The organism is Acinetobacter calcoaceticus DSM 30006 = CIP 81.8 (assembly GCF_000368965.1).
Classification (GTDB): Bacteria; Pseudomonadota; Gammaproteobacteria; order Pseudomonadales; family Moraxellaceae; genus Acinetobacter; species Acinetobacter calcoaceticus.
The window spans coordinates 226,769-242,652 of sequence record NZ_KB849780.1 but is presented as its reverse complement, the minus strand read 5'-3'; the positions used below and the strand labels follow the sequence as shown (position 1 = coordinate 242,652).

The window sequence follows — 15,884 nt, the reverse complement described above, 5'->3', positions numbered from 1 at the left end:
TAATAAGATAATTTAAAATAAAAAGGCGGATCTATCATCCGCCTTAAAATTAATATTTAGACTTTACTGATATGAACTGTTTGCCCAATCGTATTTTCAAGCAATCCTTCCAAACCAAACTCAGCACCTAAGCCTGACATTTTCCAGCCACCAAAAGGTGCATGAGGCAGAACCTCTGCATGTGTATTGACCCAAACAGTACCACATTGAAGCTGAGTAGCGTAAACCTGAGCAGCTTTAATGTCAGAAGACCAAATTGATCCGCCTAAACCAAATTCACTATCATTGGCGCGAGCAATTGCATCGTTGATATCTGTATATTTTAAGATAGGTAACACTGGACCAAATTGCTCTTCTTGGACCACACGGCAAGATTCAGAAACTTCAGTCAAAATAGTAGGCGCAATAAAGTAGCCCTGCTCTGGTAATTGCTGTTGACCTGAAAGTGCTTTTGCACCTTGTTCAATTGCTTCTGCAATAAGTACTTTCACCTTGTTATATTGCATTTGGTTTTGTACTGGACCAAACGTTGTAGAAGGCTCCATTCCATCGCCCACAATTTGAGCATTGGCAATGTCAGCTAATTTTTGGGATAAAGCATCATATTGACTTTCATGCACATATAAACGCTTTAACGCAGCACATGTTTGACCCGCATTTAAAAATGCAGTATTGAAAATCTTAGCTGCAATTTCATCTATATTTGCATCAGGTAATACAATACCCGCATCATTACCACCAAGCTCTAAAGTTAAATGTTTTAGCTGTTGAGCTGCACCCGTCATGATGTGCTGTCCAGTTCGAGTTGAACCCGTAAACACAACTTTTTGTACATCTGGATGGGAAGATAATGCTTCGCCAATCTCACCAGCACCCACCACAATTGAAATAACACCAGCCGGAACTTCTTGCTGAATGATTTCACATAAACGCAAAGTCGATAGTGGTGTGTATTCAGAAGGTTTGCTAATGACAACGTTACCGGCACGTAATGCAGGCATGATATGCCAGACCGCAATCATGAGTGGCCAGTTCCAAGGGGTAATTGAAGCCACTACACCTAATGGTTGACGATGACGTTCAATACGCTTGGCTTCACTGTCTTCGATAATTTCAACAGGTAAATCCATAGCAGCTGCATAACGAGTCCAGCCAATTGCGCCCTGCACTTCCATTTGCGCGAGTGCCAATGGCTTACCCTGTTCAAGCACAACCAGCTCTGCGAGCATTTCGGCATGCTTCTCAATACCGTCAGCTATCTTGTTTAAAATTGATTTACGTTCATCGTACGACACCATTTGCCATGCTTTAGATGCCTGTTTAGCCGCACTCACTGCTTGATTCACTTGCTCAACCGATGCTTTTGCACAACGTGCAGCCGTTAAGCCAGTAGCAGGGTTAATAATTTCTAGTTCACCTTGCTCACCTGAACAAAGTTGACCGCCAATAATGAGCTTAAATTCATTGAGCATATTCGCTTGTTGCATTTCTTCTTCCTTGTCTTAATTGTAATTACAGCCACTTACTTTATTTTCAGTTAAAGTAGGATTATTTAAAGTAAGTACGATATAGATATATCAATGCGACCAAAAATATCGGGAACATACCAATACAATAAGAAATTTGCTCCCCATAAATCATGCATAATTATTTTTGTTTTTTGAAAATATGCATGGTTTGTGCATATATAACTCTTCTGATACACAATTTTAATAAAAATAATATGTAATAAAAAAGCCCGGCAATAAACCGGGCTTTTTTTGTTATCAACTCAATTAGTCAATTGGTGGTACATAGTTACCAGAAGCAATCGCATCTTTAATGCGGTCAGCTTCAGCCAATACTTGACCTAAAAGGTTTTTAACATTTTCGAATGTTACAACCGGGCTTAATGTTGTCATTTTCAATGACTGTACATTACCAACTTTTGTTACACCGATATTTGCTTCACCACGAGCAAACAATTCGTCCGCTACGTTTTGGTTTAAGCTATCGATCAACTCAGCTGGATAGCCTTGTGGTACAACACGGAACAATACAGAAGCAAATTGTGGTTCAACTAAAAGCTCTAAGCCTGTCGTTGCCTTGATGTAATCTGCAACTTCACGAGTAAGTTTTACACCATGGTCAATCATTGAACCATATAGGTCTTCACCAAGTGATTCGATTGTCATCCACAATTTCAATGCATCAAAACGACGAGTCGTTTGTAATGACTTAGAAACAAGGTTTGGTACACCATGTTCTTCGTCATAAGCAGAGTTCAAATATTCAGCTTCGTAGTGCATAAAGCGATAGTTCGCTTCGTCTTTTAACAAGAATGCGCCACAGCTAATGCTTTGGAAATAGTGCTTATGGAAATCAAGGGTAATCGAATCTGACAATTCAATACCATCAAGCATTGCACGATAGTCTGTTGACAGAATTAATGCACCACCCCATGCCGCATCGATATGCATCCATGAACCATATTTATTGGTAATTTCACGGATTTTCTTCAATGGATCAATTGCACCAGCATCAGTTGTACCTGCTGTCGCAACGACACAAGCAACTACTTTGCCTTCTGATTGCAAATGTGCCATTGTTTTTTCAAGCGCATCTACATCCATCTGTGCATTTTCATTCACAGGAACAGTAACAACTGACTGGAAGCCCATGCCCATCATTGCCATGTTCTTTTGCACAGAGAAATGCGCATTTTCAGAACAAATGACTTTGACGTTTTTCATTGCATCAGCTGGAATACCATCGCGCTGTACAGACCACGGATTACCGTTTTCGTCTTTCCAGTTTTTCGAAATGCACCAGTCACGAGCAAGCAATACACCCATTAAGTTAGATTGAGTACCGCCTGAGGTGAAAACACCCGCCTGACCAGAACCGTAACCTACTTTTTGGCGTAACCAATCAATGAGCTGAACTTCCATTAATGAACCGGCTGGGCTTTGATCCCATGAGTCCATAGACTGGTTAGTCGCATTGATCAGTACTTCCGCAATCTGGCTCATTACCATCGTTGGACAATGCAAATGTGCCAATGAGTGCGGATGATGTACTTTTAAGCTTTTATTTAAGAAAAGCTCAATCATACGTTGAAGTGATTCTTGTACACCCATACCTTCTTTTGAAGGCTGGAAAGAAATCGCTGAACGCAATTCTTTAATGCTACCGCCTGTGTACATCTTTTCATTTTGCAACCATGCTGAAACGGCTTTTACCGCTTCGCCCATTGCTGACTCATAGTCAGCAATGGATTGTGCATCATTGCAGAGTAACGCTTTACGATGTTCTGCAAAATCCACCATACTTATGCGCCTCGTACTGCAACCAATGCTTCTGCAATTGCTTTCTTAAAGCGAGCAACTACTTCAACACACTCTTCTTGAGTGATGATAAGCGGGCAAAGTAAACGAATTACTGTACCGTTACGGCCACCTTTTTCAAGCAATAGTTTATTGTTGAAACAAGCAGTTTGAATTGCAGCAGCTAATTGTGAATCCGCAGGAAGCGAACCAATACGGTCAGCTTGTTTACGCTCGTCAACAATCTCAACACTGATCATTAAACCACGGCCACGTACGTTACCAATACATGGGAATTCTTGAGCCAATTTTTTAAATTCAGCTTGTAGATAATCACCACGTTCTTGCGCATTTTGAGCAAGATTTTGTTCAGTAATCGTTTTTAATACGACAAGGCCTGTACCCATAGCAAGTTGGTTACCACGGAAAGTACCTGTGTGACCTGCAGGCTGCCAAGCATCAAATTTACGTTTAATACCTAATACTGCAAGTGGTAAACCACCACCTACTGCTTTAGACATTACAACAACATCAGGTTCAATACCTGCGTGTTCAAATGCAAACATTTTGCCTGAACGTGCAAAGCCAGCTTGAACTTCGTCTAAAATTAAAACGATGTTGTGCTTTTCAGTCACTTCACGGATTTTTTGCAACCATTTTACTGGAGCTGTAACTACGCCGCCTTCACCTTGAATCGCTTCAAGAATAACAGCAGCCGGTTTTGTTACACCGCTTTCAACATCTTCGATAAAGTTTTCGAAGTAGTAAGTTAAAGCGTCAACGCCAGCTTCACCACCTAAACCAAGTGGGCAGCGGTATTCATGCGGATATGGCATGAATTGTACGCCTGGCATTAAACCGTTAACTGCATTTTTCGCACTTAAATTACCAGTCATAGCAAGTGCACCATGGGTCATACCATGATAACCGCCAGAGAAACTGATCACTGAACTACGGCCAGTGTAAGTCTTAGCAAGTTTAATTGCTGCTTCAGTTGCGTCTGCACCAGCAGGACCACAGAACTGCAAGCAATATTCTTCTTTACCACCAGGTAAATATGCTAACAATGCTTCAGTGAATGCATCTTTTAAAGGTGTGGTTAAGTCTAAAGTATGCAATGGCAAACCACTTGCCAATGTATCTTGAATACTTTGAATCACCGCAGGATGATTATGACCTAAAGCCAATGTACCTGCCCCAGCTAAACAATCAAGGTACTGTGTACCTTCAACATCAGTAACCCAGCATCCTTGTGCTTTCGCTATCGCTAACGGTAATTTACGTGGATAGCTACGAACATTTGATTCCATTTGACTTTGGCGAGTCAAATAATATTCGTTAGTAGCATTAGTGGCAGGGTTAACGGAAGTAACGCTCATATCGGATTACCATCTCTGATAGGGGTAGAAAGAAATAAGTCTGGTGACGATGGGTCCTTTGACTCGGTGCTTTATAGAACTAGTAAAGACACTTATTTTATATCTTGTAACTAGGAGCGCGATGATACCTAATTTTACAAGAAAAAAAACGTCTTTTATGTACTTTACTCATCTAATCTTATTGAAAAAATGTATCATCCCAATAGTTAAGATGAATTATCATCATACTATGTGACAACCTAAAGAAAATATTCTTTTTTTATCTTACTTTGATTTTTTAAGTTACATTGACACACTTTAATTTTAGAACTTTGTTTTTAAAAGAATTTATATTTACCAAAATTTAAAAAACCTGATCTAAATATTACAAATACGCCACAAAATCTGCAAAAGTTATGCATAACTTATGTTTAACATTTCTTAATGAAAAAAATTAAATTTATATTAATTTTTAAAGGAAAAAATTATGCGTACTTTAGCTGTCTCAACCCTTCTTTTAGGTTCTCTCCTTAGCCCTTTAGTTTTTGCTCAGGATGATAATGCTTTGAACTATAATATTGTGAATGTACAAGCTGAAGCTTCTCGTCAAGTTTCTAATGATGAAATGCATGCAACTTTATATATTGAAAAAAGTAACAAACAACCAGCTGAACTTTCAAATCAAATTAATCAACTCATGAATCAGGCACTTGCCGTTTCCCGTAAATATCCGCAAGTAAAAGTGGAAACAGGTGCTCAAAGCACTTACCCAATTTATGATAACGATAGTAACAAGCTAAAAGAATGGCGAGGCCGCGCTGAAATTCGTCTTGAAAGTAAAGACTTTAAAGCAGCAAGCCAGTTAGTAAATGAATTACAGCAAGGCTTCCAAACTCAATCAATTAATTTTACAGTTTCAGATGAACAACGTAAAAAAGTTGAAAACGAGTTGATGATCGAAGCTTCTAAAAACTTTCAACAACGTGCTCAAATGTTGACGCAAGCATGGAATAAAAGCCAATACACGCTCGTTAACTTAAACTTAAACACTAACAACTATTTCCCGCAGCCTGTAATGCGTGCCAGCATGGCTAAGTTTGCTACTGCCGAAGCGGCTCCTGCTCAAGACATGGCGGCTGGTGAATCTAAAATTACTGTAAATGCAAACGGTTCAATTCAATTTAAATAATTTCTTTTCATCAAAAAAAGCCGCATCTTTCATGCGGCTTTTTTTATTACTGATCAAGATATTCAACTCAAATTTTGCAAAGAATCCCAAGCAGCTTTTGCCAAAATATCTTTATAAATTTTAGGGTTGGAAGGAACACGTTGTGATAACCACGCACGGCAATAATTTTCTGTAGACCCAATCACCAATGAAAGTAATAGCTCATGAGGTATAGATTTTAAAAACTCAGAATCTGCATAATTTGAAATTTCGCTAAAGATCTTTTGATTTCTTGATTTATTTTTCTGAACAAGACGTTCTTGGTCTTCACCTTGCATCACACTAAAACGAGCAGATATTAAAAATTTAGCAAACTCTGGCTGTTCACTTACCCAATCAATGTAACTATGAATAAAAGCATATAAAACCTCTTGAAGGGATTCTGTGCCCTCCAGATAGTCATCTCTTCGTGCAGCTTGGTCATCTAAAGCTGCAAAGAATAGAGTCGCAACAATCCCTTCTTTATTTTTAAAGTGATGATAAATAGCCCCTACACTACTGTCAGACTTCGCACGAATCATTTCAATGCTTGTGGTTTCAATTCCATTTTCTAAGAAACAAGACAAAGCATCTAATAAAATCTGTCTTTTTAAAGCAGCCCTTCTGCCTGGATATAAACGTTCTAATAGCTCTTGTGCAGATTTCATCGTTTGTTCCCTAACCAGTTATCGGAGATATTCTGAATGACTTGACTCGCTTTTGTAAACAGAATTATATTCTTTAACAGAACAAAATTCTGTTTTTATTAATAATGGAGCTTTAAACCATGGCAACTACTTTAGAACTTTGGAACAAAGTGTCTACTTTCCCCAAAGGAAAATGGACTTTCTCACGCATGCTATGTTTAAAAGCACCTTATTTCGGCAGTATTTCACCGCTCTTTATCGATTTAAAACCTAATTATTGTGAAATAGCGATTAAGAAAAAACGTTCTGTTCTCAACCATATTGGAACAGTTCATGCGATTGCGATGTGTAATATGGCTGAACTTGCAGGTGGCACAATGACAGAAGTTACGGTGCCTTCCACACATCGCTGGATTCCCAAAGGTATGACTGTCGAATATTTAAAAAAGGCAGAAACAGACTTAATTGCAATTGCAACGCCTGTAGAAAAAAATTATGACTGGGATAAAGCTGGAGAATATTTAGTGAATGTAGAAGTCTTTGATTCTCAGAAAGAGAAAGTCTTCCAAGCTACGATTACCATGTGGATTTCTAAAAAGAAGTAATAAAAAAGCCCTGAACTGATCAGGGCTTTTTTTATTTATTTTTTAAATGGTAAGGCATATTTCAAGATACGGCCAACCACCTGACCAAACTGTTTGGTCAAACTAGCGTTGTTATAGTTCAGACCATATTTTTTACATACAGCTTCAACTTTTGGAGCCATTTGGCGATAACGGCGTGCCGGAACATCAGGATATAAATGATGCTCAATCTGATGGCTCAAATGTCCGCTTAAGATATGTAGTGCTTCTGAACCTTTTAAGTTTGAAGAACCACGAATCTGGCGCATATACCAATGGCCACGGCTTTCGTCCTGTAAAACAGACTTTGGAAATACTTCTGCATCTTTTGTAAAGTGACCACAGAAAATAATCGTAAATGTCCAAATATTACGAAGACCATTCGCAACCAGATTTCCTGTAAATACAGGTAAAGCTGCTGGGCCTGCAATTAATGGGAAAAAAACGTAATCTTTGAAGAGCTGAGTACCAATCTTTTTATTAACAGGTTTTAACTCTTCCAAGAATTTTGCCTTGGTCTTACGTTTGTAGAGAACACGACCAATTTCAAGATTCTGAATGGCTACGCCCCATTGGAACAACAAACAAAATGGAATGCTATAAACCGGTTGAAACAAGAAACCTGGTTTCCAACGTTGTTCTGGGAATAAGCGAAGCAAACCATAACCAATATCATCATCTATACCTTTAATGTTGGTATAAGTGTGATGTTTATAGTTATGAGTTTGACGCCAGTTATCAGAAGTACCAACGATATCCCATTCGTAAGTTTGACCATTAAATTTAGGATCGTTCATCCAGTCGTATTGGCCATGCATAACGTTATGACCAAGTTCCATGTTTTCCATAATTTTAGAAAAGCCTAACAGACCTGTTCCTAAAACCCATGCTGGTGGGAACCAACCTGCAAACAAACATGCTCGGCCTAAAAAACTACTATAGCGAACTGCTGCATAGACGCGGCGGATATATTTTGCATCTTTCTCACCTAAATCATCCAATACTTCTTGTTTGATCTGATCGAGCTCTTTTGCAAATGCGTCAAGTTCTGCAGGCGTCAAATCTCGATTTTTAGGATTTTTAAAATATTCGACTTTCACTGGCATATTCATAAAAGTTCTCTCTTAAAGATCAATAACTAGATCAGATTGTGCGGAGTTCACACAAATTTTGAGTAATTGGCTTGGTTCGGTATTTTCGCTACCATTGAGTAAGTTACGTGTAGACCCTTGGGCTTTACTACAAACGCACTTATTACAAATTCCCATACGGCAACCATGTGTTGGCTTAAGGCCTTCATGTTCCAGACTCACCAAAATTGATTCGCCTTTTGGAATTGCAATGACCTTATTAGACTGGGTTAATGTGACATTTACATAACCAACTTCAGCCGTACTATCACGAGTTAGGCTAAAAGCTTCTGTTAATACAGTCGGTGCTTTTTCAAAAAGCTGTTCCACTGTCGAAACAAAACCTGAAGGCCCACACGCATATACGGTGCTGTTTTCTAAATCGTCTACTAATGCTAAATGCTCTGCATTTAAACGCTCATCATTTGGTGTTTCTTGTGTATAAAAAATCTGATAACTAAAATTTGGGAATTGCTGTGCAACTTGTTCAAAATATTCAATAAAAGCTGCATCTGAGCGTTGCTTTACCCAATATAAAAGTTGTACTTGAACTTTATCTAACTGCTGACTCTGTTTAATTGCAGTGATTAAGCTCAACATTGGGGTAATACCACTACCCGCAGCCAGCATAATTAATTTTGGCGTTTTGATATTTTGTTGCATGTCGCCATAAGGTTGACCAAGCTCAAAAACATCACCAATTTGGCTTTCAGTCATAAACCAGTTACTGACAATACCATCAGCCACTTTTTTAATCGTTAAACGTAAATGCTGTTCGTCAATTTGCGTCAAGCTATAAGTACGTTCATAACGACGACCAGCAATTTCAACAATGACAGGATGATGCTGACCAGCAACACCTATTTTCACTAAACGGTTACATTTTAGTGTAAGACTCACCATGTCATGAGCGACAAATTCTTTTTTTACAATTTGAACAAGCCCATGTTTTACAGACCATAAAGGATTAACTTTTTGTAGCCAAAAGTTAGCCATTTCTTTATCAAAGATGGCTTGTGTCAATGAATTGAATAGAGAATTTCTCTTTTCGATTACTTGCATAGCTGGAGGCTCTGTCGCTCTTTTCTAATTATTATACACATGTATATATATTTGTATATACACCTGTACTTTTAATTACAATTTCACAAGTTCACCTTCTTAAGGCTATAATCCTGACAGTTTATAAATATATTGAACAGCATGACCCAATCTTCACTTTCTCAGAGCCTGAATGACACACCTCGACAACAAGATGTCATTGAAATTAAAACAGCTACGCGTTCTGTAGGAAGAAAAGCGACGATTACTAAAGAAGAACTTTTTCAGGCCGCTCTGAATCTTATTGGTCCACAAAAGAGTATTGCTTCATTAAGTTTACGCGAAGTAGCACGAGAGGCCGGAATTGCGCCAAATAGTTTCTATCGCCATTTTAAAGATATTGATGAGTTAGCGATTTCTTTAATTGACCGTGCTGGTATTGTGTTACGTAAAATTATTCGCCACGCTCGCCTACGCGCATCCTTACAAGAAAGTATTATTCGTAGTTCTGTCGATATTTTTCTTCAGCAGCTCGATGCTGATGAAGGTAACTTAAGTTTGTTGCTACGTGAAGGCTTTACAGGCTCTGCCTCTTATAAAGCCGCAGTTGAACGTCAATTAAACTTCTTTCAACAAGAGTTACAAGAAGATTTAATTCGGCTGGAGCGCTTAAATAACAATCATCTCTACCACCCTGAACTTGTTGCAAAAGCAATTACTCAACTTGTGTTTCACATGGGGGCAAAAGCGATTGACCTTCCTATTGAGCAAAGGTCAGAACTTGCCGAACAGACCATGATTATGATTCGAATGATTTTAGAGGGTGCACGTCATTTGGATGAAGCAAAAATTCGTTAAAATTATCTAATGAATGGCTTGTTGATGAACAGGCCATTTTTACATCTAACTCCTCTATTTTCCAATAAAAATATAATTCATCGATTGAAGCGAATAGCTTGCGAGAGTATAAATAATTACCCCATTTTTTCTTTCTCCTATATTCCCAACGATCTCAGGGATCAACATGCAAAATTTGAATAATCGTCAAAGCCTGATTGCAAGCTACATTCTTATGGGCATCTTTTTGCTTTCGGTTATCCCATTACACCTATTAGCAAGTTTTTTTGCAGGCTTTCTTATTTATGAAATTATTATTAGCTTAAGCTCGGTTGTAGAACGTTATATTGATGGTCAAAGAGCCCGTATTTTTATTAGTATTTTATTAAGTATTGTTACTATTTCACTTATTGGTTTTTTCATTACGAGTCTGATTAGCTTTGTTGTATATGATTTAAAAGGTGTCGGATTACATAGTATTAATACAAAAGTTGATCAAACCCTACTGCATTTACAAGCTGAAATTAGCAAATATCTTCCGGGTTATATTCCCGATAGCGTTACAGATTTAAAAGACGAAATCTTTGCATTTATGAAAGATAACGTGACCACATTAAAAAATGCCAGTTCTGATATTTTGCATAACTTCGTGACTATGGTGATGGGATTGATCATTGGGATTTTGGTGGCAATACATGGTTTTCACCGCCGAACCCCTCAGCCTGTTTTTAAGTCACTCCTCATCCAACGTATTCAAAAATTATCAATTTCATTTAAAAACGTTGTTTTTGCACAAATACAAATTTCAGCCATTAATACCCTGCTCTTTATTTTATTCGCTTTTATTTTATTACCGCTTTGGGGAGTCCACCTTCCTTTTGCCAAAACTCTCACTATTTTGACCTTTATGTTTGGACTGATTCCAATTTTAGGTAATCTTATTTCCAATACATTAACGTTCATTGCTGCCCTTACTATTTCGCTTGGGCTAGCAGGCATTGCATTACTTTATCTCGTTCTGGTTCATAAACTTGAATATTTTGTTAACGCTAAAATTATTGGTCATAAAATCAATGCAAATGCATGGGAAATTTTATTGGCAATGCTGGTTTTTGAATCAATTTTTGGTTTAAGTGGTTTAATCGCTGCTCCAATTTTTTATGCATATTTAAAATTAGAACTAAAAGATGCTGGTCTAATATAGTTCAAAATCGATCTATAAAAAAAGCGCCCTCTAGGCGCTTTTTTTACTTTGGATTAATTATGGCTTAACCACAACTAATACTTGAATTGCTTCTGGTGTAACAGTTAAACCATCAAGCAAGCTCAAGCCTTCTTTTTGCAACTTTTGTAAGCGTTCAATTTCATCTTGACGAATACTTGGGTTGAACTGTTTTAAATAGGTTAAACGGTCAATTTCATATTGCCATTTATTACCATAGTGTTCTTTTGCTTGCTGCTGAAGCTGTGGCAAATCAACTTTCGCGATATCTAACGCTTGTTTATAACGTTCCTCAATGATATCACGGCGAGCTTTAACCACCTGACGACAGCTATTGCCATCTAAATGGTGTAAATATGGTTTTAAGATAGTCGGATCAATTTTCTCAGACAAATCTTGACCATTTTCGCTTAATAGCACACGAATTAATTGCTTAGGTAAGCTCGATGGTAGATTCAACGCCTTAGGCGCCACCACATCGACTTTAAACCACACTTCAATTAATACTGAACCCTGCTTTAACGCATTAGATTTGAGTACAGCAACATTGGTACTACCAAATGATTGTGTACGGATCATTTCCATTACACTTTCAATGAATGGATGCTCTAAAGTTAAATATTGGGCATCTTCACGAAGCTGTGCTTGATCACGATAGAACGTTGCTGTCATGCCTTCTTCGTCTAGCGCCAAACCTTGCACTTGCATTTGGTCTGTTGGACGAATAATCACAGTACCGTTACTTTGCTCATCAAAGTCGATATTGGTTGATGACATGAAAGGCTTCACAAACATCGGAAGCGTTGTGTTGTCATCATAATCTTCTAAAGCCTGAACAATCTCTTGCGCCACGATTGGACGACATGAGTTATATTCAAGTAAACGATCTCGGCCTGCTTGAAGTTCAGCTTCTAAGGCTTGACGTTGAACATTTACTTCTTCAAGCAAATCTTCAAATGTTTGGCCTTGGTCTGCAAGCAAACAGTCTTTTAATTCAACAATAAAGTTTTCTTGCAACGTTTGTGCTGTTGGCGAAATATTGCTGAAAATATTAAGTGCTTCATTGTACCAACGGAACATACGTTCTTGAGCTGTTCCCACAAGATATGGCACATGAATCTGGATTCGGTTTTCTTGACCAATACGGTCTAGACGCCCAATACGTTGCTCTAAAACATCTGGGTTAGCTGGTAGATCAAATAAAATTAGATCACTAGCAAATTGGAAATTACGGCCTTCAGAGCCAATTTCCGAACACAGTAAAATTTGTGCGCCATAGCTTTCTTCAGCAAAATAAGCAGCAGCTTGGTCACGTTCAAGTAAGCTCATGCCTTCATGGAACATGGCAGTACGAATGCCTGCATGCAAACGCAACACATTTTCTAAAGCTTCAACAACTGGCCCACTACGCGCAATTAAAAGCACTTTTTTATGCTTGAGATCTTTGCGCAGAACTTCCATTACCCATAACACACGTGGGTCATTTTGCATCCATGAACCATCAAGGTGTGCTTCTTCAGGCCACATCTGCTCACGCAGTTTTCCATCTTTTGACCAATCTTCTGGTGCTGGTAATGGTGCTGGCTGACAATCACGCCCTGGGAAACCTTGAATTGCTTCACGCGTATTACGGAATAAAATACGTCCAGTACCGTGACGGTCTAATAATTCGTGAATTGCTCTAAAACGCTGTTCAGGCTGGTCTTCAATACTATGCCCTAACAAGCCCTCTAAAGCAGATAAATGCTCAGAAGCTAAAGGTTGATCAGACATCAGCACTTCAGCAATTTTTGCAGTCTGCTGGTACTGAGTTTCTTCATCTAAGAAGCGCTCTAAACTGCTAAAACGCTGCGGATCAAGTAAACGTAAACGCGCAAAATGACTTTCTACACCAAGCTGTTCAGGTGTTGCAGTAAGCAACAATACCCCAGCCGTATTTTCAGCTAGCTCTTCAATTAAATCGTAGCGATCATTACCGCCTTCTTCTTCGCTCCACATCAAATGATGTGCTTCATCGACCACGAGCAAATCAAACCCAGCTTCGATGGCTTGCTCGCGCAAATCATCATGGTCAACCATTAAATCAACGCTGGCAATAATGCATTGCTCAGTCAAGAATGGGTTAAGTTCTGGATCATGTTCTTTAATAGATGCAGTGCGTGTTAAATCAAACAGAGAGAATTGCAAGTTAAAACGACGGCGCATTTCAATCATCCACTGATACTGTAGCGAATCAGGGACTAAAATAAGAATTCGTTCTGAGCGACCGGTTTTAAGCTGTTGGTGGATAATTAAGCCAGCTTCAATTGTTTTACCCAAGCCCACTTCATCGGCAAGTAAAACACGAGGTGCAAAACGTTTACCAACTTCGTGTGCGATATAAAGCTGATGTGGAATTAAACCAACACGCGCTCCAATCATGCCACGTAAAGGGCTATTCTGCATTTGTGCTTGCATAAGCATCGCTTCAATACGCAGGTCATACCACTCTTTATAATCAACCTGACTTGCAAGCAAACGATCTAAAGGTTTCGACAACTGAATTTGCGCACCGATACGTGTTTCATTCAGCGCTTTACGATCTTGTTCACCATTTTCTAATGTACGAACAACGTTGTAACGCAAAACGCCATGTCGGTCTTCAACAGACTCAACAATCCACTTCTTGCCTTCTTGATCTTGAACTTCATCATTTGTGTTAAAGATGATACGAGATAGTGGAGCGTTATTACGTGCATATACACGTGTTTCATCACTTTTGGGGAATAAAATGCTGACAGATCTTTCATCTACATCAATAAGTACACCTAAACCGAGCTCAGTCTCTGTGTCTGATAGCCAACGTTGACCAATAGCATACTGCTGCAATTTTTCCACCTTTCTCTCAAGTTCGCACTACATATTGTACGATGCAAATTAGCTTATTTTTGCATCTTTTTATGTAGTCTTTAAAGCAAAATTTTGAAGCAAAAACCAATTAAATCGTTTTGCCACAAAAAATCACGCATTAAAATTTTTTACATTAAAACGGTACAGGACAGTCAAAAGTTAATGTTTCTGCTGTGACAGGATGATTAAAACTTAACTGTTTAGCATGCAAACACAAACGCGGAACAAGTTGCTGCTCCGGTGTTGCATACAGCGTGTCACCTACAATTGGATGCCCAAGATATTGCATGTGTACACGGAGTTGATGGGATCGACCCGTAATTGGTGTTAATTTCACACGCGTTACAGGTTGTCCCTGAATCTGAAAATTTTCTAGAACCTGCCAATGGGTTAAAGCAGGCTTATTGTGAGAAGCATCGACAATATGTAAAGGTGGTCGACTTGGATCATAGATAACAGGAATATCTACAGTCCCCTCACCCTCTAAATGACCAGCAACTAGTGCTTCATATATTTTTGAAGTCTGACGGTCTTGGAATTGGCGTGCAATCGCACTTTGACCACGCTTAGATAAACCAAATACCAAAATACCTGAAGTGTCTCGATCTAGACGGTGAATGAGCAAAGTTTTAGGCTCAATCGCAACCAACCTTGTCAGAACGCTATCATGTAAATCACCCTTACCTGGAACACTCAAGATGTCCGAAGGTTTATGAATCACCATAAAATCATCATCACGATAGATCAGATGTTCACTTAGAAAATCACTCAAAGTTGTATTCCCAAGGTAAGATGAAAAACAAGCGGGCAATAATAAAAAGCTTACGTCCGAATTACAATGCCGTTCGGGTAAATTAACAGCATAATTTGCAAATATTATGGCGCATGTTGGGTCTATGGTGAGTCAATGCTTCAATAACTGCATAATATGTTGCAAGGTAGGTGCTTGCATCATCTCTTCAGCGCTCAGGCTTGCACCGTTCGCACGCCATAGGTCGACTAGATAATTCACAGCAGATTGATTTAATCCATAATTTCGTAAATCAATTTCAGGGTGAACTTCCATAGGATGTCGCCCAACCTGTTCAGCAATGGCCAATAAAATTCCTTTATCCGACAAAATATATTCAGACGGTGCACTTAAAGACCATAAGCGCATTAAGCTCTGTGTATTTAAATGTTTTATATGGTCAAGACTGATCTTTTCAACCCATTGAATATGCTGCTCTAGATTAGCCGCCAAGATCGCATCATTTACAATAGCTACATAATCGGTAATAGATAAAACAAGCTGCATGACCTGTTTAAACAGAGGTGACAAATTGCCTGCCATCACAACTTGGGCTTTACTATTTGGTGATAGTTGCTGACCAAGTTGCAACATGGTTTGCTGAAGCTGAGATGTCTCAATAAAAATAACTGGAATTTCGAGCGCCTGTGCTCTTTTACTTAGCAATTCTAAATGATCGGCTAATGGCTGCCCTGCCCAATCAGGTAAAACTTTAAGTTCATTTAGTCCAATCATGAGCAAAATACTTTGCGTAGACTCAATTGACCAATTTGAAGTATTTGCTGCTAATTGGATTTTTCGAGGTAAAGGATAAAACATTGTTCTCTACAAATAA

General features: G+C 38.7%; 13 protein-coding genes. 4 read left to right on the top strand and 9 right to left on the bottom strand.

Features of this window, described 5'->3' with window-relative positions:
* Positions 1–56 precede the first annotated feature (56 nt).
* From F936_RS06070 to F936_RS06060, 3 genes are all read right to left on the bottom strand, one after another.
* Positions 57–1,487 (bottom strand): aldehyde dehydrogenase family protein, encoded by a 1,431-nt coding sequence (locus F936_RS06070; protein WP_005045953.1) that lies wholly within the window; start codon positions 1,485–1,487, stop codon positions 57–59.
* A gap of 288 nt (positions 1,488–1,775) precedes the next feature.
* Positions 1,776–3,308, bottom strand: a complete 1,533-nt coding sequence (locus F936_RS06065; RefSeq protein ID WP_004643591.1) for a pyridoxal phosphate-dependent decarboxylase family protein — start codon at positions 3,306–3,308, stop codon at positions 1,776–1,778.
* A gap of 2 nt (positions 3,309–3,310) precedes the next feature.
* Positions 3,311–4,684, bottom strand: a complete 1,374-nt coding sequence (locus F936_RS06060; RefSeq protein ID WP_005045951.1) for a diaminobutyrate--2-oxoglutarate transaminase — start codon at positions 4,682–4,684, stop codon at positions 3,311–3,313.
* Between the two features lie 466 nt (positions 4,685–5,150).
* Between F936_RS06060 and F936_RS06055 the strand changes: the two genes are divergently transcribed.
* Complete coding sequence (locus F936_RS06055) at positions 5,151–5,852, top strand: SIMPL domain-containing protein (RefSeq protein ID WP_004643594.1); 702 nt, start codon at positions 5,151–5,153, stop codon at positions 5,850–5,852.
* A gap of 62 nt (positions 5,853–5,914) precedes the next feature.
* Here the strand turns inward: F936_RS06055 and F936_RS06050 are convergent, their stop codons facing one another.
* Positions 5,915–6,538, bottom strand: coding sequence for a TetR/AcrR family transcriptional regulator (locus tag F936_RS06050; protein ID WP_004643595.1), 624 nt, complete (start codon positions 6,536–6,538; stop codon positions 5,915–5,917).
* A 119-nt stretch (positions 6,539–6,657) separates the two neighbouring features.
* On the opposite strand from F936_RS06050, the gene F936_RS06045 reads away from it, so the two are divergent.
* Complete coding sequence (locus tag F936_RS06045) at positions 6,658–7,122, top strand: hotdog fold domain-containing protein (RefSeq protein ID WP_004643596.1); 465 nt, start codon at positions 6,658–6,660, stop codon at positions 7,120–7,122.
* Positions 7,123–7,157: 35 nt separating this feature from the next.
* On the opposite strand, the gene F936_RS06040 is transcribed toward F936_RS06045, so the two are convergent.
* Both F936_RS06040 and F936_RS06035 read right to left on the bottom strand, forming a co-directional pair.
* Positions 7,158–8,252: a fatty acid desaturase family protein gene (locus F936_RS06040; protein ID WP_005045948.1), complete on the bottom strand. Its 1,095-nt coding sequence runs from the start codon at positions 8,250–8,252 to the stop codon at positions 7,158–7,160.
* A 12-nt stretch (positions 8,253–8,264) separates the two neighbouring features.
* Complete coding sequence (locus F936_RS06035; protein WP_005045946.1) at positions 8,265–9,332, bottom strand: ferredoxin reductase; 1,068 nt, start codon at positions 9,330–9,332, stop codon at positions 8,265–8,267.
* 141 nt (positions 9,333–9,473) lie between these two features.
* On the opposite strand from F936_RS06035, the gene fabR reads away from it, so the two are divergent.
* Positions 9,474–10,169, top strand: coding sequence for an HTH-type transcriptional repressor FabR (gene fabR, locus F936_RS06030; RefSeq protein WP_004643599.1), 696 nt, complete (start codon positions 9,474–9,476; stop codon positions 10,167–10,169).
* Positions 10,170–10,335: 166 nt separating this feature from the next.
* A complete protein-coding gene (locus F936_RS06025) occupies positions 10,336–11,352 on the top strand; it encodes an AI-2E family transporter (RefSeq protein WP_005045944.1) in 1,017 nt (338 codons plus the stop codon).
* A gap of 57 nt (positions 11,353–11,409) precedes the next feature.
* Here F936_RS06025 and rapA read toward each other — a convergent pair whose 3' ends face one another.
* The 3 genes from rapA to F936_RS06010 all read right to left on the bottom strand — a co-directional run bounded on the left by rapA (position 11,410) and on the right by F936_RS06010 (position 15,868).
* Positions 11,410–14,247, bottom strand: a complete 2,838-nt coding sequence (rapA, locus tag F936_RS06020) for an RNA polymerase-associated protein RapA (RefSeq protein WP_005045942.1) — start codon at positions 14,245–14,247, stop codon at positions 11,410–11,412.
* A gap of 145 nt (positions 14,248–14,392) precedes the next feature.
* A complete protein-coding gene (locus F936_RS06015) occupies positions 14,393–15,031 on the bottom strand; it encodes an RluA family pseudouridine synthase (protein WP_003650418.1) in 639 nt (212 codons plus the stop codon).
* Between the two features lie 132 nt (positions 15,032–15,163).
* On the bottom strand, positions 15,164–15,868 hold the full coding sequence (locus tag F936_RS06010) for a hypothetical protein (RefSeq protein WP_005045939.1): 705 nt from the start codon (positions 15,866–15,868) through the stop codon (positions 15,164–15,166).
* Between the last annotated feature and the right edge of the window lie 16 nt (positions 15,869–15,884).